Source organism: Dyella soli (assembly GCF_054482295.1).
In genome coordinates this window covers 281,518-300,617 of record NZ_JBTFFU010000004.1, presented here as the reverse complement: position 1 = coordinate 300,617, position 19,100 = coordinate 281,518, and the positions used below count along the sequence as shown (strand labels likewise).

The window sequence follows — 19,100 nt, the reverse complement described above, 5'->3', positions numbered from 1 at the left end:
TCGCGGCCCGGATGCCGGTCTGATCGATGCGCACTCCCGACCCATCCAGTCATTCCGCGCCGGCAAGCAGGCCGTGGCGTCGCTTTCTGCGAACGCTCGCGATGGCGAGCATCGGCCTGCTGCTGGCGGCCGTGCTGCTGGATCGCCTGTTTCCGCTGCGCTTGCCTGGCCCGGACACCGGCAGCACCGTGGTGCTGGCGAAGGACGGCACGCCGCTGCGCGCCTTCGCCGATGGCGACGGTGTGTGGCGCTATCCCACGTCCGCCGCCCAGGTATCGCCGCTCTACCTCGAGGCCCTGCTCACGTACGAAGACCGCGCGTTTTACCGCCATCCGGGTGTGAATCCGCTGGCGCTGGCGCGCGCGGCCTGGAGCCTGCTGCGGCATCACCGGGCCATCTCTGGCGGTTCCACGCTGACCATGCAGGTGGCGCGCATCGTGATGCCGATGCCGCACTCGGTCGGCGGCAAGCTCGTGCAGATGTTCCGCGCCTTCCAGCTGGAAGCCCACCTGAGCAAGGCGCAGATCCTCGATATCTATCTCAACCACGCGCCCTTCGGCGGGCCGATCGAGGGCGTGGAAGCGGCGTCGTGGGCCTACCTCGGCAAGCCGGCACGACAGATGTCGCGCGCGGAAGCGGCCTTGCTCGCGGTGCTGCCGCAATCGCCCAGCAGCTTCCGGCCCGACCGCCATCCGGACGTGGCGCGTCGCGCGCGCGACAAGGTGCTCAGGCGCATGCAGGAGCTCGGCTTGTGGAGCGCCGACGAGGTGGCCGATGCCCGGCTTGAAGCGGTCACTGCGCGCTCGCTGCGCACGCCGCTGGATGCGGCGCTGCTGGCCGAGCGCCTGCATCGGCAATTGCCGGGCGAACGCCGCATCGTCACCACCATCGACGCCAACCTGCAGCGCGCCGTGGAAGACCGCGTGAGCGAATACCTGTCGCGCCTGCCGCCGCGCACGTCGGCCGCGGTGCTGGTGGTGGACAACGCCACGCTGGAGGCGCACGTGTACGTCGGCACGGCCGACTTCGGCGATCCGCGCCGGCTCGGCCACGTCGACATGGTGCGCGCGTCGCGTTCGCCCGGCTCCACGCTCAAGCCATTCCTCTACGGGCTGGCGCTGGACGACGGATTGATCACTTCGCAGAGCCTGCTGGTCGACGCGCCGCAGGACTTCGGCGGCTACCGCCCGGCCAACTTCGACGAGGCCTTTCACGGTCCGGTCAGCGTGGAGCAGGCCCTGCAGCTCTCGCTCAACGTGCCCGCGGTCGACGTGCTCGACCGCATCGGCGCCAACCGCTTCGTTGCGCGGCTGGCCAACGGTGGCGTGAACCTGCGCTTTCCCGAGGGCGGATCGCCCAACCTGGCGGTGATTCTTGGCGGTGCCTCCACGCGGCTGGAGAACCTGGTGGGCGCGTATACCGCGTTCGCGAACAGTGGTGTCGCGGGCACGCCGCGCTACCTGGCCTCGCAGCCGGCGCAATCGCGCCGCCTGCTGTCGCCAGGGGCGGCGTGGATCATTCGCGACATCCTTTCCAGCAATCCCGCCGACGTCGCGGGCGCACCACTCGATGGCACCGTGCGTTCGCAAGACGCCATCGCCTGGAAGACCGGCACCAGTTACGGCTACCGCGATGCATGGGCCATCGGCGTCACCGATGACTGGACCTTCGGCGTGTGGATCGGTCGCCCCGACGGCACGCCGTCACCGGGCCAGTACGGCGCCGTCACCGCGCTGCCGCTGATGTTCAACGTGGCGAGCATGCTGCCCGACAGTCATTCCAACCCGCGCCTGCCACGCCCCGCGTCGGTCAGCGCCGTGGATGTGTGCTGGCCACTCGGCGGCGCGGCGGCCACCACGCCTGCCGAGCTGTGCCGTGACCGGCGCACCGCGTGGACGCTGGACGGCGCCTTGCCGCCCACGTTCCCCGAGCGCGACCTTTCCGCGTGGATGGGCGGCCTGCTGACCGTGCGCGTGGACTCCCATCAACGCCGCCTCAGTGCCACATGTCACGGTGCCGACGAACACACGGTGACGCTGGCTCGCTGGCCCGCCCTGGCCACGCCGTGGCTGGGGCCGGCGGACGCCGCCGCTGCGGCCTTGCCACCGCTGGCGCCAGGCTGCGATCCCGATTCGCTCGACGTGGCCAACCCCATCCGCATCGCAGGCATCAGCGACGGGGCGGTGCTTCGCGCCGCCCCCAACAGCGGTGCACCGCTTTCGGTCACCCTGCGCGCGCTGGGCACGGTGGAGCCGGTGCAGTGGCTGCTCGACGGCCGCCTGCAGGGTGACAGCCTGGGCGCAGCCCCCATGCGCGTGGTACTCGCCCAGCCGGGCATGCACCAGATCACCGCCCTGTCATTGCATGGCGCCTTTGCACGCCTCACGCTTTCCGTACTGCCACCACCCGCAGCCGCGGCAGGCGCGATCCGCACGACCACCCCTCATGCAGCTCTGGCGACGCCGTAAGCCCCCCCTTTGAGGATGGGCAAACGCTGGCAAATCAACGCTATCGTCGCCGTCTGGTGATGCTCGAGGCCGCCGCCGCGAGCCACCATGACCTAGTCTCATTGCGACCTGAGCACGGCTGTGCGTTTGTCGCCTCGGCACCCGGAGGAAGGGGCGATGCTTTTCCATTTGCTGGCCAATGGCGCAGCCATAGCGATCGTGCTGGCGATCGCTCGATCAACCGCCACCGACGGGACCTTCTCCACGCGTCGCAAGCCCAAGGACCAGGTCGCCCGGCGACCGTCCTGAGACAGCCACCCGGCCAGGCAGGGCCGTGCCGGAAAATCGGCTAGGCTCGCACCGACATTTGATCGGAGGTGGCTCTTGGCCCGCATCAGGCTTTCCTGCGAACGTGGTCGCTCGATCGAGCTGGACCCCGCGCGCACTGCACTCGGCTGCATCGATTTCCAGGCGGATTTCGTCTTGCCGGAGGGCCGCGCAGGCGCTCTTGGTTCGCCCATCGACGCGCTGCTGGCGGCGATTCCGGCCGCACAGCGTGCGCTGGCCGCGGCACGCGAGGCCGGCATGCTCGTGTTCTTCACCCGCGAGTGCTACGCGCCCGACCTGGCCGATCTCAACGCGTTTCGCCGCCAGTACGATCTGGCGGTCGGGTCGCCCGGGCCGCTGGGCCGCTTTCTGGTGAAGGGAGAACGGGGCACGGAGATCATTCCCCATCTGCGCCCCATGGATCGCGAGCCCGTCATCGACAAGGCGGGCTTCAGCGCCTTCCATCAGACCACCCTCGACACCATCCTGCGCGTGCGCGGCATCGATACGCTCTTGCTCATGGGCTACACGACGCAATGCTGCGTCGCCTCGACCCTGCGCCACGCCGTCGACTTGGGCTATGGCTGCGTGCTGCTGAAGGATGCCTGCGCCGCCTACGACCCGGCCGATCACGAGGCAACCGTGCGCGTGATGTACAGCGAGGGGGACAACTTCGGCTGGGTCAGCGATGCCGAACGCCTGGCCAGCGCCGTGCACACCCCGGGCCATTGAACCCGCGAGCGAGCCAAGCAAGGGGGTCTGTATGAGCGTCGACGAACAAATCAAAGCGTATATCGCCGCCCAGCCCGAACCAAAGCGCAGCGATATGGAGGAATTGCACCGCATGATTCTCAATGTCATGCCGAAGTGCAGATTGTGGTTCCTGGACGGCAAAGACGACTCGGGCAAAACCGTGTCCAACCCCAACGTCGGGTATGGAACGCAGACGATCAAGTACGCCAACGGAAATACCAGGGAGTTCTACCAGATTGGCCTCAGCGCAAACACCACAGGAATTTCCGTCTACATCCTGGGAATCGAAGACAAGAAATACCTGGCGCAGGCGTACGGTAAAGACCTCGGCAAGGCCAAAATAGCCGGGTATTGCATCAAGTTCAAAGCGCTGAGCGACATAAGGATAGAGACTCTCAAAGCAGCCATACGATATGGCCTCGACCAGACAACCATCTAGCGTGGTTGTCAGAAGAGTCACGGTGCATGTGTGTTGTCTGGGAACATCCAGCTTCTGGCGGGACGGGGCGCAACGAGTATCGGGAGGTCCGCTTCCGACCCGAAGCGGACATCGTGGAGTCGTTGGCAGTTGTGGCCGACACATTCGGGGGAGCTTATGCGGCTTATATGGATGATGGTGATGTTGGTGTTCGTGTCCACACCAGTGAGTGCCGAGGTCGAGAAGACCGCGCTCATGTGCAAGTCGAGCATCTGCTTCTATTGGTGGCCCAAGTTGCCTGAATTAACGGGGTGGCACCACGACCACGATGGGAGCTACCAAATCAATGCGAACGTCCTTGTCCCTGATGGCAAAACGTTCGCCGATGCCGCCGCCGTGATCTATGTCGAAGCCATCTACAAGCCAAGAGTTCCCGAACTGACGTCGGTGGATGCGCTCATTGCTAGCGACAAGACGCAGTTCTTGGAAGGCAAGCCCGGCACGTTGATCAATGACTCGCCCGGATTGATCACGGGCGACGGGAAGACGCTCAAATCCTTTACTTTCTTTCCTAGCAAGCAAGGGGATTGGGAGAGGGTTTCCTTCGGCGAGGAGGGCGACTTCTACTTGATATTTACCGTCAGCTCGCGCTCCGAGCAAGCTTACAGGGATGCCGAACCCGTTTACGAAAAACTGGTTGGCCAGTATCGCGAGAAGCTGTAAGTGTCCGCTTCCGACCCGAAACGGACCTTGGAATGAAGGGCCAAGGTAAATGCAAATGAGCAGCCAAAAGATAAGCATTCTTTCAATGATGGTGTTGCTTGCAGTGTGGGCGTTCAGTCATTCATCTGTCGCGTCGGAGCTGCACTGGACTGTTACCCAGCACAGATATGAGGGGCTTCCGCTTTTCACGAGGTATCCAGTCATACCGGATTACGACAAGTTGAGGGCAGGACTTCCTATCCGCGTGACTGTAAGTCTTACCCTTTCTAACGTGACAACGGACGGATTGCCCGAGGCGGCCTATAACAGGAGTTTGGAGCCGCTCGACAACTTCATTGTCGAATACTTTGAGGATCGCGGGCAGGGACAGTGCGTGCTAGTCGAAACTTTCAATGGCAACCGCTATTTCTATGTCTACATAGCGGAAAGTGCGAACTTAGATGGATTTAAAAGCGCGCTTGCGGCCACGTTTCCCGGCAACGAGATCGAGGTTTCCATCGTCAAGGACCTTGGCTGGTCCTTCATCAAGAGGTATGCGGCAGAGTATTTGGTGGCCCATTGAGGACTGCCAACATAGTTCAAGTAGCTCTGATATGTCTGCTTCCGACCCGAAGCGGACCTATCGTGAATGGTCTAAGCCCCAATCGTGGGCACCTGACCAAAGGAGAGAGATGCAATCCGTTGTCTTTAGTGGTGATGGTGGCGAGCACCTTAGGATCGATGTTCTCGGATACGAGCGAGCCCCGGTTGGCGAGTACTTTGACGACAACTGGTTGTCGGTCCAAGTGACAATTAAGGCTGGGGGCTTCAGCGGGTCCTTCAGTGCGAGCTTTCTTACAGGTGAGCTGGAGACTTTGCGCCAGGGGTCGCTTTCGCTGTATGAGTCGCTTACAGGGCACGCAAAGTTCGAAACACTTGAAGGTCAACTCAGCCTCGATCTTGTTGGTGACGGCCACGGACACATTCGCCTAACTGGGAGCGCCGAGGATCGAGCGGGGTTGGGGAATACTCTCGCGTTCGCCTTTACGTTTGACCAAACCCAGTTGCAGTCAACGGTGCAGGGGCTTGCCCGGGTACTTGATACTTTTCCAGTACGGACCTAGCGTGCGGCCGGCTGCTTAAGGCAACTCAAAAGGTCCGCTTTCGACCCAAAGCAGACATTCCCGGTATGCGGTGCAATTGAGATTGAGGGGAAGTTGATGACTCGTATGGCAAGGATGTTGCTCGTAGCGGTCGCGACGCTCTCGATATCGAAAATCGCCCACAGCGATCAAGTAACGGCCGTTGACACCAACGCGGACAAGGCAGTTCTGGGTGCCGTCGTCTCCCTTCAGTGCGAGGGGAAAGACAGGGGCCGTGTCTTACTTTCCTCTAAGCCATCAGCTCCAGACGTAACCCAAATGGGTCGCCCAGATGGCGTCACCAGTGACCAGATTGCAGGGCTTGTAAGCCGCACCGAAGCAACCGTTGCACTACCGAAAGGCATCGAGTGCCCTCGGGTACGAGTGGTGCCGTATGCGAAACTCAAAGCAGCCTTTGATAGGCCGGCGAAACATCCTATGGAGTTTCCGGTCCCCGCTGGCGTCCGGATCCCAATTGGAGCGAACACAGGCTTCACGGACACTTTCCCGGACACTGGCGTCCTCCTCCGGCTCAGCATGCCGATCTACTCCGAAACCAAGGGCACGGCTGTCGTCTATTTCTCAGAAGACTGCGGGGGGCTGTGTGCCCATGGAGAGTACGTGCAACTGCAGCGCGTAAAGGACAGTTGGCGGGTAATCAGGCGCATGCAGGCTTGGACCTCCTAGCCTAACCTTCGTACGCTAAGAGTGTCCGCTTTCGACCCATAGCGGACAATTGCAGGCGGGCCAAACAGGGGACAAGCATGAAGTATGACGACGCGAGCTGGCATTCCGGAGGTCAGTTTCCGGAGGGCTCGCCAGCAGAGTATGGGGGTACGCACATCGCGTTACTGCTTAAGTGGTGCGTACTAAAAGGATGGGCTGGCCAACTTCACAAAGGCGAAGGCGCCACTGCATTGGGTCAGCTGATGCACGGTGAGATCAGCGCAACGGACTTCCTGTTTGAATTTTGCGACGGCAAATTGACCGACGAAGACCTCGACGACCAGGGAAACGCATTCGTAAGCGTCTATTACGGCGATCATGGCGACTATTTGAATGACTACGCCGACAATTTCGGCGAGCTGATGTATGTCGCGTCGGAAGGTGAGCACGACTTCAGGCTGTTCTCCTCAATGGTCGATGCCAGGTACAACGCTTTTGTTGAGTCTCAGGCGGGCCTTTAGAGTCCTCTTTCGACCCAAGGCGGTCGCAAGAGGAAAGCCTGAGGGTGGGGCCGAGGCCCTATTCGCTGATAGGTTTTGCCGCGCCGTGGCCACTATCGCCCTGTTGATTTTCGCTGTCGCCGTCATCGTCGCACGTGCCACCCGGAGCTCCTTGGCCGGCGACGTAATGGGATGATTCCATTGATTCTGCACCCTGCTGCTGCCCAGCACTTGCCGGGCTTGGGCCTTTGGTTGCCTGGTCTTTCGCTTTCGCGTCGGAGTCGCCTTTCGCTTTGTGACTGGTCATCGTTACTCTCCCGACTGCATGGGCTGGCGCCAATCCCGCTAGCATTATCTGTCGGCAATACGAAGCGCGCCGATAAGTTTCGGTGAAGGAGTAAGAACCTGGATCAATATCGTGGCAGGACGATGGGTTCAGCCTGATGCCTGGCTGGAGAATGGAGAGCGCCCAGGTTGACGTCGGCAGTGTTGTGGAACCAGGAACGTCGAGTTCCAGCGTCCGCTTCCGACCCACAGCGGACGCCCTGGACCGGTGTTCGGGAGCATTGCTAGGATGTCATTGGCCGCTTGGCCGAAGGGATTCCAACAGGGGAAAACATGAAGAAGTTCTGCTGTGTGGCGGCCCTTGCCGTCGTTGTGAGTGGGTGTGTGTCCGCGCCTACCAAGTCGTTGGATTCGGGTTCAACTTTTCAGGGCAAGCATGTTGTGGTTACGCAATATGCAAAGCCGGACTTCTCCGCAATGACGCCGGGCAAGGCTGCGTTTGGCCTGTTTGGGGCGATGGCCATGATCAGTGCAGGCAATGAATTGGTTAAGTCCGAGAATATCGAAGACCCGGCCATCGAGATCAGCGACCACCTCGCCAGTGACATGGCGGTAAAGCGATCGGCAACCATACTTCCGGCCTCACACCAAATTGCCGTCGACGACAATCCGTCTTCCTTGGTGAAGATCTATCCCGGCGCTGACGTCATCCTCGATGTAAAGACGATCAATTGGATGTACAACTACTATCCAACCAATTGGGGCAAGTATCACGTTATGTATACGGCGCGGGTGCGCCTGATCGATGGCAAGACCGGTGCGTTGGTTGCACAGCACATGTGCAAGGTTGATCCGACCGATCCCAATGACCCGCCGAGTAACGATGCACTTCGGGCTGATCATGCGGCACTGCTAAAGCAGTTTCTCCACAAGGCTGCCAACACTTGCATTAGCGACGTGGAGCAACAGGCACTGAGAGTCTGAGGCGGCTCCTTGGCTGTCTGGAGTTTTCTTGGACCGCGCCGAGCCAAACGCTAGGGCACGATGAGTGTCTGACCCGTTCGGCCTGGCCATCCAGGACCCCGCTCGTTGATAGGCGGCGAGACTCGTAGAGACGCTCGTTCAGGGTGTGGACGACGAGGCCCGTTTGAAATGCCCGCTCTCGACCCGAAGCGGACCAAGAAAAAGGCCGGGGCGTCTCTTCAGGGGGTGTTCGAAAAATGCCGAAGCCCTCTGTGGCGCGCCCCAACGTGATATCGGGGCGAGATCGTCGCACGCGCGGTCATCGCGGCCAACGGCTGCGAGTCATCAGGGTCGCCGTGCCATCCGAGTATCAGAAAGTGCGGGTTGGGTAAGCAACTTCCTTCGGCAGCCTTAGTTCTACCGTCGTCCCGTGGGGAACCGCGCTCACGATCGACAGACGGCCCCCCAGCCGGGCAGCACGTTCACGCATTCCTGCTATGCCCCAATGGCCCTCTCTTTCCGTGCCTTGGACTATCCCTGCAGGCATACCAACACCGTTGTCGGCAATGCTTACCGATAGAAAGCTGTCGGAGTAATGCACAGCAACGACCACCAACTTGGCCTTGGCATGCCTGAAAGCATTGGTGGCGCTCTCCCGGACGATAGCCGCAGCCTCCTCGGACGCTTCGAGGCGAAGCGGCCGGGGATTCCCGACGACCCGCACGGAGTAGGTCGTTGCGATATCCGCTGTTGACGCGAAGGAGCGTATGGCGTCCAGTTGCGTGTCGAGATCAACCTTGGAGGACGCGCTCCCACGAAGGCGACAAATCGCATCCCGTCCTTCGATCACTATCTGCCGGAAATGCTCTTCAATTTCACTTACCCGACGTCGGTGATCCTCCGAGAGATCACGGGCGTTGGCGAGCCTCTCCAGTTTGAAGAGCGTGCCATGCACCTTTTGAAGCAGCGTGTCATGAAGATCCCTTGCCATGCGTTCGCGCTCAAGTAGACGCTCCTCCATGATTAGCCTATGGAGCCGCTTGAAAACTCCGCGACGAAGAACGTAAGCAAGCACCACGAAAACCACTGCGGCCATGGCGGGGACGAAGAACGTGAGCCAGCCATCCAGGTTCCACATTCGCCGTACCCTCGGGATTCCAGAGCCGAGCATCAAAGGACGATCCTTGCGATGGCAAGGCAACGCCGATCAGGATTTCGGCATGTCGATATGGGTGGATGTCGCGCCTCTGCCAGGGATGGTCATGGGCAGCAACCCGCTAACGCCGGGCACTTGGCACTCGAGAATGCAGCCTGCAAGCCGATGCCAAGCGTTGATCAAGGCGCACTAACTTGCCGAATGGCGATGAGGTCGCTGCAAATTCCTCGCCATTCGGAAACACGCCATCACTCTTCAGTAGCGAGGGACCACAACGTCGTCGTAGTTGCCGTCCGTGCTAATCGATAGCGCGCGCCACAGGTCAAGCTCGGTGCGCATGCTGTGCAGTTTCGCGTCCGCTGCGTTGAACGCGATTGATCCGGCGACAAGCCGAAGCGGCGGCTGCGCCTCGTTGGCTAGTAATACCATCGCATCGGCGAGTTTCGCCGGGTCACCACCCTGACGACCGTCGCGCTCCTCCAGGCCGGCGCGCAACTGTGCACGGCGATCGTCATAGTCCGCCACGGCGTTGGCGCCGGACCGCAATGATTGCGCGGTGAGGAAGTCCGTACGGAACGGACCGGGCTCGACAATGGTCACAGAAATATCGAATGGCGCGATCTCCTTCGCCAGCGACTCCGAGAAGCCTTCAAGTGCAAACTTGCTGGCGCAATAGAGCGAGCCAAGCTCCGCGCCGAGTATCCCGGCCAGCGAGGAGATATTGAATATCCGGCCTCTGCGCGCGCTACGCATATATGGAAGCGCTGCCCAGGTTACGTGGAATACGCCGAACAGGTTGGTGTCGAACTGCTCCTCGACGTCCTTTATCGTTGTCTCTTCAAAGAGCCCGAGATGACCATAGCCGGCGTTGTTCACCAGCACATCAATGCCGCCGAATCGTGCAATGGCCGCGGCCACGGCGGCGCGCGCCTGGTTCGCGTCGGTCACGTCGAGTTCCACGGAATGCAGCTGTCCGCTGTCCGGCCCAAGCTTGTTCGCGACGGCGGCCTTGTTGCGCCCCGCCGCAACCACCTGATCTCCTGCGCGCAAGGCGGCCTTGGCAATCTCGAAGCCCAGGCCGCGACTAGCACCCGTGATGAACCATGTCTTTTTCATTCTTCAGTCTCCTCGATGGTGATGACCGATGAGACCACGAGGCAACCAAGGGACCCTAGACCAATCCGGGCGCAGCCTTGCCTAATCCTGTCAACAGCGCGTGGATGGCGTCGCCAGCGCTTGCTTCATACGAATGCATGCAGTTGAATGCCGTCATGCAAGCACTGGAGGAAATTCGCGCGCTCATCTTGCGCCACGCGAAGGCCGGCGATGGCGCGACTTCGCTCGCGAATGTGCGTCTCCGCAAGTCCGAAGCGGTAACGTGGCCGATCAATTCCGTATGCGAACCGGCGTTCGCACTCGTCGCGCAAGGCAAGAAGCGCACTGCGCTCGGCGACATGGCATTCGAGTATGGGAGCGGGCATTACCTCATAGCCTCCGTTGACTTGCCGGTCGTTGGCGGAGTCGTTCGAGCCACGCGCGCTGAGCCGTACCTCGGGTTTGTCATGACGCTGAACCCGGCGACGATAGCGACATTGATGCTTGAGATCGCGTCGGACGACCGACGCGCCGGAGAACCGTTGGGCCTGGCGGTTAGTCGGGCCTCTCCCGACCTGCTGGATGCTGTCGCGCGCGTCCTGCGCCTGCTTTCGCGGCCGAAGGATGTCGCTGTGCTCGCTCCTATGTTGGAACGCGAGATTCTCTGGCGGCTGCTGACCGGCGAGCAGGGAGCGATGCTGCGCCAAATCGGACTGGCCGGTAGTCGCCTTTCTCAGATACGGCGGGCGATTCACTGGATCCGCGTGCACTATTCGGAGCCGCTTGCAACAACCGAGTTGGCCCAGGTGGTGGGAATGAGTGACTCCTCGTTCCATCGTCATTTCCGGGCAGTGACCTCCATGAGCCCCTTGCAGTATCAAAAGCGGATTCGTCTGCAGGAAGCCCGTTCACGGTTGCTCGCGGACGCCGGTGTCATCGCCAGCGTGGGATACGACGTTGGTTACGAAAGCCCCTCGCAGTTCAGCCGCGAATACAGCCGATTGTTTGGCGTTCCTCCCGGAAAAGACATGGCGCGCCTGCGAGGGATGTCCCAGGTGGATCGTTCCGCCACGTAATGCGTCGGGGTTCTGCTCGACGACAGAGACCTCCAGGTTGGTACCAAAAATGGTTTCTCGGCGAGGACGATCAGCCGCCGAAGTAATCGGGAGCGTCTGCATTCGACCCGAAGCGGACAGGGGCAATGCCGGAGACCCGGTTGGAGAGAAGTCCGCCTGGGATACGCTGCTGCGTGTCGCGTCGCTCAAGTTGACGCTCGCGTCCCGATCAAGGCGATGGATCGCAACCCAAGGCCAAACGGGGTGGATTCTTCGTTCGACCCCGTTTCATGGCCACAATGATGCCGCGCTGGTATGCGTGGCCGAGTCAGAACATATAACCAAGGCCGAGGTTGAAGCGGTCGTTCTTGTGGTTGTCCTGATACTTCTGGTAGTCGGCCTTGCACACTACCTGCGGATAAGGGCTGAAGGTGAGGCCCATGGTCGCGACGTGATCGGCATTCGCAGGATCGGCGGCGAAACCCTCGGGCATATGTGCCTGCGTGTTGTACCGCTCATAGCGCACGAAGGGCGTCAACGTCATGTTGCCATGCTCCCACACCGTGTATGCGGCCTGCATGAGCCAACCGTAGAACGCACCAGGTACGTAGGGGCGGGTTGACTGCGTGGCGTTGTTGAAGGCCTGTATCGAGGCGTCGATCTTTGCCGCCTCGCCGATGGTGCCCCGGGTGTAGAGCGCCTGCAGATCCCAGCCATGGCCCTGCCAACGGGTATGCACGTCCCACAGTGTCACCCGGCCCTTGATTCCGGAAAGGTCCGGGCCATCGGCGTTGGCCTTGTAATCGGCATTGTCATGCGTGGAATTGCCAGTAAACACACCGCCGCCGACGGTCCAGCCCGGAATGCCCTGATAGTTGAGCGCGCCATAGACAGAAAGGTCATGCGCCTTGGCGAGCTGCAGTTCCTGGTGGATGGCGTGCAGCGGTGCGCTCGGGTCATCGAACTTGGCGACGTCAAACCCGGTGGTCACGCCTACATCCCACGCGAAGCCTGACTTGGTGCTGCCCCATAGTCCGATGCCGCCTTCGCGCCACGTCGAGGGAATGATGCGGGTCTCCACCTCGTTGCGTTCGACGCCGTAGAACATGGGCGGTTCGTGCGACTGGTTGATGAACCCGAACGGCATAAGGAACAAACCGGCCTTGAGGTTCACCCCCGAGGCGATCTGATAATTGAGGAACGCCTGCTCGATTTCGCTCTCGCCCTGGTCGCTGGCGCTGGTGACGGCATGTTCCCATTCCATTTCGCTGTTGAAGCTCAAGCGATCGGAAAACTGGTGATTGAGAAGCAGGACAAAGCGCCGCAAATCGGCCTGCGTGCGGCTGCCATCGTGCACGTAGTTGTTGTAATTGAGCTCGCCATAGCCGCCAAAGGACGTGTCCGAATTCGCCCTGGTCATGGCAGGTGCCGGTGAGGCCGTCGCGACGGCTGCGTTCGCTGTTGCACTGGCAGCTGGCGAGTTGGCAGGGATGGTTGAATTCATGGACACCCCGGCAGGGACCGGGTTTGCCGATGCCATCTGGGCGGGAGCCGCTGCAGCCGACGCCGGCTTGCCTTGAAGGGCGGCCATCTGGTCAGTCTGTTCGTGCAGCTGCTTGATTTCCGCCGCCTGCGACTGGAGCTTGGCGTCCTGCGCATCGAGCCGCTGCTGGAGCTGGTTGATCAGCGCCTTTAGCTCCGCCTCGGACGCATGGACCGAGAGGGGTGCAAAGGCGAGCGCGCCGAGCACGGCAAGGCCCAGCACGCCCGGTTTACGGCGTTTCGGAAGAAAGTAAGACATGGAGCGCCCCCAGTAGCTGAGGCGCGAATTTAAATGACAACCATTCGCACTTGCAATATGGGGGTCAGCATGTCCATGTCCGCTTCTGACCCCTGGCGCCCCCCAACAGCGGTCGTCGATGCCCCTCCGCCAGATCGTTCGCGACAAGGGCAGGCCAGTCCGCTCGGTAGCTGCGCCGCAGGGCACAGCCTCGCCACGCACAGCACCAAGGAGAATTCCGTGGGCAAACCAGTGCTCATCAGCCTCCCGGTCGCCAACCTCTCCAAGTCCATGGCCTTCTTCGAGGCGCTCGGCTTCTCACGCAATCGGCAGTTCACCGACGACTCGGGCGCGTGCATCGTCGTCAGCGACACGATTTCCGTCATGTTGCTTACGCACGCCAGGTTTCGAGACTTCACGCCCAGGGCCATCTGCGATGCGAGCAAGGCCGTCGAGGTGTTGCTCTCCCTCGGTTGCGAGAGCCGCAATGAAGTCGATAGTCTCATCGCCAGGGCGATCGCCGCGGGTGGCTCGACCTTCGACAAGCCGGAGGATTTCGGCTTCATGTATACGCATAGCTTTGTTGACCCGGACGGCCATGGGTGGGGGCTTCTCCCTATGAACGCCATGCCGGCGCCGTAGTGAGGCGCGTGTTTCAGGCACGCACTCTCTCTGACAGGCGGCCATCGACCGATGGGCCGGGTGCGACGTGCACACGCAGCACTTCATCAAACGGGGGGGCGATGTGAAGACGCCGGACGAGTTTGCCCAGGTGCTCAACAACCGGACGGCCGACCCGACCTGGGTGGCAAGACGGCGCAAGCCGCCGGTGATCATCGTCACCATCATCCTCGCCATCTTCATGCTGGTCGCAGGTGGCAGCGGCGCCGTGCGCCTGACGCTCGCGACGGCACGTGTGCTGGAGAACGGAGGCTCCGTCCTGTTGGTGGCAGGTGCCTTCGGCCGACAGCTGGCCATCGTGGGCCTCGCGGCGGCAACGCTGCTTGCGTGCTTCAGGCGTCCACCCTGGGGGCGCCTTGTTTCGACGGTGTTCGCCCTGGCCTTCAGTGCGGTGATGGGCTACGTGCTGGTCTTCCCGGATCCGCATCCGGTATTCCAGATCGCCGCCGGAGCGGAGCAGGTCGGCGCCTATGCCGCCCAGGTATTGATGGCCGCCGGCATCCTGGCCTACGCGTGGGCGATGGCCCTGGGCGCCAAAGCCCGGGCCTATTTCGCGGACAACTGACCCGGGGCACCCGGCGAACGGGCCGTTCCTTCCCGATAAAATCCCTGCATTTCCAACAACTTGGCCTGGCATCGAAATTTTACTTGACTGCTATTTCGATGATTAGCTAAATAACGACAATGAACGCCGTGTTCAAAGCCCTGGCCGACCCCACCCGCCGCAAGGTGCTCGAGTTGCTGCGCCAGCGTTCGATGACCGCCGGAGAGTTGTCGGAACATTTCCCGGTATCGCGGCCGACCATGTCCGCGCACTTTGCCGTGCTGCGCGAGGCGGATCTGATCGAGGCCAACAAGGTCGGCACCAGCATCATCTATCAGTTGAAATTGTCGGTGCTGGAGGATGCGCTGTTGAGCTTCACCCAGTTATTCGCCATCGGTGCCGGCGAGCGCACGACAGCGGCTTCCGCTGGCGAGGCCAGGCCCAAGGCAACCCGTGAAGGAGCCGACGAATGAGCGAGAACTCCCATCTTCTCCGCGCGAAGAAAGAAATCGTGTTCGGCCTCAAGCTTGCGGCCGCCATGATTGCCGGCGCCCTCTCGCTCGCCCTGGCTCACAAACAGGGATGGGTCGACGGCGCGCAGGTCATGCGTGGAAACAACATCATCATCGGTCTCGCCCTCGCGGCCTTCTGCAACCTCATGCCGAAACGGATGAACGGATCGCCGAGATCCGTTAGCCACGCAACGCTGGCGCAGTCGCTGGGACGCGTCGGCGGTTGGTGCATGACACTGGCCTTCCTTGCCTGGACCGCGCTGTGGGCATTCGCACCGCAGGAAGTCGCCAGGATGGGCTCGGTGGCTGCTGTCGGCGCTGGCGTCACCGTGATGATCGGCTATGCAGTGTGGAAGTGCGCCACCTGGCGCGCGCCGCGCAGCGATTGAACCTCTGGGTCAGCGCCGGGTGTAAAGCCAGGCGTCCGCTTTCAACCCACGGCGGCCCCGGACCTGGCTGCTGACCGGCTTCCTGGGCGCCGCGAAGATTTCTTGCTTCAGGTAGCCATGCAGTATCGCCGCCGGCGATTACTCCGGCGCGCTCGCCGAAGCCTTGAAGGTCACCACAAGCACATCACGACATGCCGGCGCGTCCGCATCCAGCGGCCGCACCGGGGTCACGCCGTGATACACGCTGTGGTCGTCGATGAGCGCGGCGTCCAGTGCATGGGTCAGCGTGAAATCGCCAAGTGGTCGCCCATCCGGCGCATGGATGGTGGTGGTGCCGCTGGCGATGTTCTGGCGATTTACCAGCAGCACGAGGACGTAGTCGACACCATCGCGATGGCTACCTTCGGGCGTGGGTTCGCCGGCGGTCTCTGCCGTCGCTTCGATGCGGAACTGATGCACCTCGATATGCCAGCGCAGCGCCTTCGGCGCCAGGGTTCCGAAAAACCGGTGGCAGAAGCGCAGGATGGTGCCCATGGTGGCGCCGTTGGCGACCGATGCGGCTACTGGCTCGAACCAGCGCTGGAGGTCGCCTTGCAGCGGGTTGTACTGCAGGCTCTGGAAGTGCGCCTGATGCGCCTCGGGCACTACGGGGCCATCGGCCGCGGCGGAGAATGTCGCGTGGCGACGGCGGCGAAACCGACCCTTGGTGGCCAGGTATGGATCGGGTTCCAGCTGGTTCCAGCTCTCGACAAAGTCCGCCCAGTCCGTCATCTCGCCCAGGGCAGTGAGGAGCGGCCTCATGCTGGCGCCCTCGACAAAGGCGAATCCGGGCGACTTCAGCCGGGCCAGCAGCGTCGAAACGAACGAGTCGGCAGGGTTGTGCATGGTTCCATCTTAGGCGGTCGGGGGCGTCGATGCGGCACGTTGCGCCTTGAAGCCTGCGCTCAGGTTTCAGGCGGACAGGCCGTCTGGAGGCTGCAGGCGTGGAGCCGAGGTAGCCTTGAGACCTCTGGCTATGCCATTCCACCGCAGACGTCGGCGGATCCACGCACACTCACGGCGAGTACGACATGCACACGGTCATCGTCATCGGCAGTGGTCTTCTCCTGCTCGGCTTCATGTTGCTGGTCGGCAACTGGACTGGCCTTGGCGTGACGCGAGGCGCACTACTTTTCGTACCGGTCTGGCTTGCCTTGTCCGCGGTGAATCTCTGGCTTGGCGTCAGCCGCGCGGGCTATGGCGTCGGCGAGGAGATGCCCATCTTCCTCATCGTGTTTGGCGCTCCCGCCGTCGTGGCGCTCGGCGCGTGGTGGTTCTTTCGCGGCTGACTGCGCAGCACGCGGCGTCGTACGCAGGCTCGACGCATCAGCGGACGGGGACCCCACCTTCAACCCATCGTGTGCGCCGAGCCGGGTGCTCAATCGCGGCTGTTGCCTGCGATGTCAGACATGGGCTTTCGCTGCGGTCACCACCGGAGCGTCGCTGGCGACAGCCCTGGAGGCGTTGATTGACGTGGTGATCATGGCGCCCAGCGTCAGCAGGCAAACCAGCAGGGAGGAGGCGAAAAAGCCGTGAAGCATGATGGTCTCGAATTTCATGGTCGTTCTCCGCGAGCAGGTTGGGAAGCTTTCGACAGGTATGTCGCAAAGCTCGTGCCAATCGCCACGCGCCCTCGCAGGCCGCACCGCTGAGCCATTTCCTTCACCCTGGCCTGGCGAGATCGACTGTCCGCGGACGATGCCACTCCTGTCCGGACAGGCCACGGACATCCGCTAAAAGAGGGTGGGATCGTTGGTCATGTCGATTGTTAGCCAAAGACAGGCCGGCTAGAGTTTCCAGCGGGCAGTGCGCGCGACCAGGATTGGCAACACAGAGGGAGTGCTTCCATGAGAAGACTCATCGCATCCACGTTTGCTTCGCTTGACGGCGTCATGCAGGCGCCCGGCGGCCCCGAAGAAGACCCCACCCACGGTTTCAGTCTTGGCGGCTGGGTGTTCGACTACTGGGACGACAGCATGGATATTTCGGCGGCTGGCTTCGATGGCAAGGATCGCGAACTCGTGCTCGGCCGCCGGACGTATCAGATCTTCGAAGCCTACTGGCCTTACCAGCCGGAAGACCACCCGATTGCCAGGACGCTCAACGCAGCGAAAAAGCACGTTGCCTCGCGCACGCTGACGGCGCTGCACTGGAACAATTCAACCCTGCTCCAGGGCGATGTCGTCGCGGCCATCAGGGCTCTCAAAGCCACGCCAGGTCCCGACCTGCAGATGATCGGCAGCCGCGATCTGATCCAAACGCTGCAGGCGGCCTCGCTCATCGACGAGTACAACGTATGGACGTTTCCGCTGGTGCTTGGTCGTGGCAAGTGTCTCTTCAGCGAGACCGCCAGGCCCTCGGCGCTACGGCTCGTTCAGTCCCTGGTCTCGACCACCGGCGTCGTGATGACGACCTATGTGCTCGCCGGCGATGTCCATCCCGAGGCGTTCCCGAAGGAAGAGCCGAACGAGAAGGAACTGGCTCGACGCAAGCTGATGGCGGACGGGGCGTGGTGATCCGACGGCGTGTGCAGTTGCGGGCCAATCGTGCAAACTGGCGTCACCTTGCGCCCTGGCTCACTCCAGGTGCCCATGGCCGCCGTCGAACGCTGGCGGACGTCTCGATGCACAGGATCTTTGGGGGTTGAATGGACGACGTTGTAACGGTTACCGCGAAACGTACTTTTACGAGCAGTTTCGTTGTCGCCGCGCAGCTATGGTTCGGCACAGCGTCGGGGTACGTGTCTGCGTTGGTGCTGGCGGCGATCATGGCCTATGTCTTCCATGACGCCGGGTCACCCTGGATCACCGCTGCGGCGGGCGTGGCCTGGGTCGCGTTGATGATTCCGTTCGTCCTGGGCCTGCAGGCCTGGCGAATCGCGCGCTGGTATCGCACGCTGGGACCGCCGGTCTTTTCGTTTGATCCGGACAGCGCCACCTGCCGTTGCGGCGAGATGGTGACTCGCATGCCCTGGTCAGGGATCAGGCGCATCCGGCTCACCCGCAAGACCTGCTTCGTCTACATCACGCCGCGTGCCGCCTGGTTTTTCGCGCGCGAGGAAATCAGCAGGCACGACGAAGCAGCCCTGCTGGATTTTGCTCGACGCTCGGGCGTGCAACTGGACGGCAAGGTCGCGGCGTAGTGCCCGTGCTGAGATACGAAAGACAAGAGGTGGCGATGGGGCAGGAAACCCAACAGGCCGTTCGCCATGGTGAGTGCCGCAACCGGTCGAAAAGGAAAACATGAGCGACGCACCGAACGCCTTTTGCGCCATCTACCGTTGGCGACTGCATCCCGGATCCGAAGAGACGTTTGTCCAGGCCTGGTCACGCATCACCCGGTTGCTGCGCAGCGAGCGAGGCTCGCTGGGCTCGCGCCTGCATCGCGGGCCCGACAATCTCTGGTACAGCTATACCCAATGGCCGTCCGCCGTCGCCAAAGCCGAGGGTCTGGCCCGCGCATCGGTCGATCCTGAGGCATGGCAGCGCATGCGTGACTGCATTGCCGAAAGCCTGCCGGAGATCATCCTCGAGCCAGTAGCGGATTTCCTTGCCCCGCTTCCGTGCGGCGACGCCTGACCGTTCAGTACTGATCTGCCTTGCGGCGGGTCATGGTCAGCCCATCGCATGCCGCCGCCGAAGCCCTG

General features: G+C 62.1%; 23 protein-coding genes. 18 read left to right on the top strand and 5 right to left on the bottom strand.

The genetic code is table 11. From position 1 onward, the window contains the following. Positions 1-26 precede the first annotated feature (26 nt). From pbpC to ACXU4B_RS17700, 9 genes are all read left to right on the top strand, one after another. Positions 27-2,468: a penicillin-binding protein 1C gene (pbpC, locus tag ACXU4B_RS17740; RefSeq protein ID WP_131413011.1), complete on the top strand. Its 2,442-nt coding sequence runs from the start codon at positions 27-29 to the stop codon at positions 2,466-2,468. Between the two features lie 156 nt (positions 2,469-2,624). Further along, complete coding sequence (locus ACXU4B_RS17735; protein WP_276322582.1) at positions 2,625-2,756, top strand: hypothetical protein; 132 nt, start codon at positions 2,625-2,627, stop codon at positions 2,754-2,756. 75 nt (positions 2,757-2,831) lie between these two features. Further along, positions 2,832-3,506, top strand: a complete 675-nt coding sequence (locus tag ACXU4B_RS17730) for a cysteine hydrolase family protein (RefSeq protein ID WP_205746619.1) — start codon at positions 2,832-2,834, stop codon at positions 3,504-3,506. A 31-nt stretch (positions 3,507-3,537) separates the two neighbouring features. After that, positions 3,538-3,966: a DUF1801 domain-containing protein gene (locus tag ACXU4B_RS17725; RefSeq protein WP_131413013.1), complete on the top strand. Its 429-nt coding sequence runs from the start codon at positions 3,538-3,540 to the stop codon at positions 3,964-3,966. 180 nt (positions 3,967-4,146) lie between these two features. Then, positions 4,147-4,668: a hypothetical protein gene (locus tag ACXU4B_RS17720; protein ID WP_131413015.1), complete on the top strand. Its 522-nt coding sequence runs from the start codon at positions 4,147-4,149 to the stop codon at positions 4,666-4,668. A gap of 55 nt (positions 4,669-4,723) precedes the next feature. Beyond that, entirely contained in the window at positions 4,724-5,230 is a 507-nt protein-coding gene (locus ACXU4B_RS17715; protein WP_165583254.1) for a DUF695 domain-containing protein, read from the top strand. Between the two features lie 109 nt (positions 5,231-5,339). Beyond that, complete coding sequence (locus tag ACXU4B_RS17710; protein WP_131413019.1) at positions 5,340-5,771, top strand: WapI family immunity protein; 432 nt, start codon at positions 5,340-5,342, stop codon at positions 5,769-5,771. A gap of 782 nt (positions 5,772-6,553) precedes the next feature. Beyond that, positions 6,554-6,976, top strand: coding sequence for a DUF7832 domain-containing protein (locus ACXU4B_RS17705; protein WP_131413021.1), 423 nt, complete (start codon positions 6,554-6,556; stop codon positions 6,974-6,976). 597 nt (positions 6,977-7,573) lie between these two features. Then, a complete protein-coding gene (locus ACXU4B_RS17700; protein ID WP_131413023.1) occupies positions 7,574-8,224 on the top strand; it encodes a hypothetical protein in 651 nt (216 codons plus the stop codon). A 349-nt stretch (positions 8,225-8,573) separates the two neighbouring features. Here ACXU4B_RS17700 and ACXU4B_RS17695 read toward each other — a convergent pair whose 3' ends face one another. Together ACXU4B_RS17695 and ACXU4B_RS17690 are read right to left on the bottom strand one after the other, a co-directional pair. Beyond that, positions 8,574-9,341, bottom strand: coding sequence for a sensor histidine kinase (locus tag ACXU4B_RS17695; protein ID WP_165583255.1), 768 nt, complete (start codon positions 9,339-9,341; stop codon positions 8,574-8,576). Between the two features lie 273 nt (positions 9,342-9,614). Continuing rightward, a complete protein-coding gene (locus ACXU4B_RS17690) occupies positions 9,615-10,475 on the bottom strand; it encodes an oxidoreductase (RefSeq protein WP_131413027.1) in 861 nt (286 codons plus the stop codon). 155 nt (positions 10,476-10,630) lie between these two features. Between ACXU4B_RS17690 and ACXU4B_RS17685 the strand changes: the two genes are divergently transcribed. Continuing rightward, positions 10,631-11,530 carry an AraC family transcriptional regulator gene (locus ACXU4B_RS17685; RefSeq protein ID WP_205746620.1) on the top strand — a complete coding sequence of 300 codons (900 nt, stop codon included), beginning with the start codon at positions 10,631-10,633 and terminating at the stop codon, positions 11,528-11,530. Positions 11,531-11,837: 307 nt separating this feature from the next. On the opposite strand, the gene ACXU4B_RS17680 is transcribed toward ACXU4B_RS17685, so the two are convergent. Continuing rightward, complete coding sequence (locus ACXU4B_RS17680) at positions 11,838-13,310, bottom strand: porin (protein ID WP_458910914.1); 1,473 nt, start codon at positions 13,308-13,310, stop codon at positions 11,838-11,840. Between the two features lie 219 nt (positions 13,311-13,529). On the opposite strand from ACXU4B_RS17680, the gene ACXU4B_RS17675 reads away from it, so the two are divergent. The 4 genes from ACXU4B_RS17675 (at position 13,530) to ACXU4B_RS17660 (ending at position 15,415) form a co-directional block, all read left to right on the top strand. Beyond that, a complete protein-coding gene (locus ACXU4B_RS17675; protein ID WP_131413033.1) occupies positions 13,530-13,931 on the top strand; it encodes a VOC family protein in 402 nt (133 codons plus the stop codon). Positions 13,932-14,034: 103 nt separating this feature from the next. Further along, positions 14,035-14,535 carry a hypothetical protein gene (locus tag ACXU4B_RS17670; RefSeq protein ID WP_131413035.1) on the top strand — a complete coding sequence of 167 codons (501 nt, stop codon included), beginning with the start codon at positions 14,035-14,037 and terminating at the stop codon, positions 14,533-14,535. A 119-nt stretch (positions 14,536-14,654) separates the two neighbouring features. Beyond that, entirely contained in the window at positions 14,655-14,987 is a 333-nt protein-coding gene (locus ACXU4B_RS17665; RefSeq protein WP_131413037.1) for an autorepressor SdpR family transcription factor, read from the top strand. Then, complete coding sequence (locus ACXU4B_RS17660; protein ID WP_458910913.1) at positions 14,984-15,415, top strand: hypothetical protein; 432 nt, start codon at positions 14,984-14,986, stop codon at positions 15,413-15,415. The genes ACXU4B_RS17665 and ACXU4B_RS17660 overlap by 4 nt, the downstream gene beginning before the upstream one ends. 138 nt (positions 15,416-15,553) lie before the next feature. On the opposite strand, the gene ACXU4B_RS17655 is transcribed toward ACXU4B_RS17660, so the two are convergent. Further along, positions 15,554-16,300 (bottom strand): 2OG-Fe dioxygenase family protein, encoded by a 747-nt coding sequence (locus ACXU4B_RS17655; protein WP_131413041.1) that lies wholly within the window; start codon positions 16,298-16,300, stop codon positions 15,554-15,556. A gap of 185 nt (positions 16,301-16,485) precedes the next feature. On the opposite strand from ACXU4B_RS17655, the gene ACXU4B_RS17650 reads away from it, so the two are divergent. After that, a complete protein-coding gene (locus ACXU4B_RS17650; RefSeq protein WP_131413043.1) occupies positions 16,486-16,743 on the top strand; it encodes a hypothetical protein in 258 nt (85 codons plus the stop codon). A 114-nt stretch (positions 16,744-16,857) separates the two neighbouring features. Here ACXU4B_RS17650 and ACXU4B_RS17645 read toward each other — a convergent pair whose 3' ends face one another. Continuing rightward, positions 16,858-17,013 carry a hypothetical protein gene (locus tag ACXU4B_RS17645; protein WP_165583256.1) on the bottom strand — a complete coding sequence of 52 codons (156 nt, stop codon included), beginning with the start codon at positions 17,011-17,013 and terminating at the stop codon, positions 16,858-16,860. A gap of 288 nt (positions 17,014-17,301) precedes the next feature. Between ACXU4B_RS17645 and ACXU4B_RS17640 the strand changes: the two genes are divergently transcribed. From ACXU4B_RS17640 to ACXU4B_RS17630, 3 genes are all read left to right on the top strand, one after another. Continuing rightward, complete coding sequence (locus tag ACXU4B_RS17640; RefSeq protein ID WP_131413045.1) at positions 17,302-17,970, top strand: dihydrofolate reductase family protein; 669 nt, start codon at positions 17,302-17,304, stop codon at positions 17,968-17,970. A gap of 131 nt (positions 17,971-18,101) precedes the next feature. After that, positions 18,102-18,596, top strand: coding sequence for a YcxB family protein (locus ACXU4B_RS17635; protein WP_131413047.1), 495 nt, complete (start codon positions 18,102-18,104; stop codon positions 18,594-18,596). A gap of 100 nt (positions 18,597-18,696) precedes the next feature. Then, positions 18,697-19,032, top strand: a complete 336-nt coding sequence (locus ACXU4B_RS17630) for an antibiotic biosynthesis monooxygenase family protein (RefSeq protein WP_131413049.1) — start codon at positions 18,697-18,699, stop codon at positions 19,030-19,032. Positions 19,033-19,100: the final 68 nt, after the last annotated feature.

Coding starts and splice junctions, on each gene's coding strand:
- pbpC (WP_131413011.1), top strand. CDS start 27: ATGCGCACTCCCGACCCATCCAGTCATTCCGCGCCGGCAAGCAGGCCG.
- ACXU4B_RS17735 (WP_276322582.1), top strand. CDS start 2,625: ATGCTTTTCCATTTGCTGGCCAATGGCGCAGCCATAGCGATCGTGCTG.
- ACXU4B_RS17725 (WP_131413013.1), top strand. CDS start 3,538: ATGAGCGTCGACGAACAAATCAAAGCGTATATCGCCGCCCAGCCCGAA.
- ACXU4B_RS17720 (WP_131413015.1), top strand. CDS start 4,147: ATGTTGGTGTTCGTGTCCACACCAGTGAGTGCCGAGGTCGAGAAGACC.
- ACXU4B_RS17715 (WP_165583254.1), top strand. CDS start 4,724: ATGAGCAGCCAAAAGATAAGCATTCTTTCAATGATGGTGTTGCTTGCA.
- ACXU4B_RS17710 (WP_131413019.1), top strand. CDS start 5,340: ATGCAATCCGTTGTCTTTAGTGGTGATGGTGGCGAGCACCTTAGGATC.
- ACXU4B_RS17705 (WP_131413021.1), top strand. CDS start 6,554: ATGAAGTATGACGACGCGAGCTGGCATTCCGGAGGTCAGTTTCCGGAG.
- ACXU4B_RS17700 (WP_131413023.1), top strand. CDS start 7,574: ATGAAGAAGTTCTGCTGTGTGGCGGCCCTTGCCGTCGTTGTGAGTGGG.
- ACXU4B_RS17695 (WP_165583255.1), bottom strand. CDS start 9,341: ATGTGGAACCTGGATGGCTGGCTCACGTTCTTCGTCCCCGCCATGGCC.
- ACXU4B_RS17690 (WP_131413027.1), bottom strand. CDS start 10,475: ATGAAAAAGACATGGTTCATCACGGGTGCTAGTCGCGGCCTGGGCTTC.
- ACXU4B_RS17685 (WP_205746620.1), top strand. CDS start 10,631: ATGCAAGCACTGGAGGAAATTCGCGCGCTCATCTTGCGCCACGCGAAG.
- ACXU4B_RS17680 (WP_458910914.1), bottom strand. CDS start 13,310: ATGTCTTACTTTCTTCCGAAACGCCGTAAACCGGGCGTGCTGGGCCTT.
- ACXU4B_RS17665 (WP_131413037.1), top strand. CDS start 14,655: ATGAACGCCGTGTTCAAAGCCCTGGCCGACCCCACCCGCCGCAAGGTG.
- ACXU4B_RS17660 (WP_458910913.1), top strand. CDS start 14,984: ATGAGCGAGAACTCCCATCTTCTCCGCGCGAAGAAAGAAATCGTGTTC.
- ACXU4B_RS17655 (WP_131413041.1), bottom strand. CDS start 16,300: ATGCACAACCCTGCCGACTCGTTCGTTTCGACGCTGCTGGCCCGGCTG.
- ACXU4B_RS17650 (WP_131413043.1), top strand. CDS start 16,486: ATGCACACGGTCATCGTCATCGGCAGTGGTCTTCTCCTGCTCGGCTTC.
- ACXU4B_RS17645 (WP_165583256.1), bottom strand. CDS start 17,013: ATGAAATTCGAGACCATCATGCTTCACGGCTTTTTCGCCTCCTCCCTG.
- ACXU4B_RS17640 (WP_131413045.1), top strand. CDS start 17,302: ATGAGAAGACTCATCGCATCCACGTTTGCTTCGCTTGACGGCGTCATG.
- ACXU4B_RS17635 (WP_131413047.1), top strand. CDS start 18,102: ATGGACGACGTTGTAACGGTTACCGCGAAACGTACTTTTACGAGCAGT.
- ACXU4B_RS17630 (WP_131413049.1), top strand. CDS start 18,697: ATGAGCGACGCACCGAACGCCTTTTGCGCCATCTACCGTTGGCGACTG.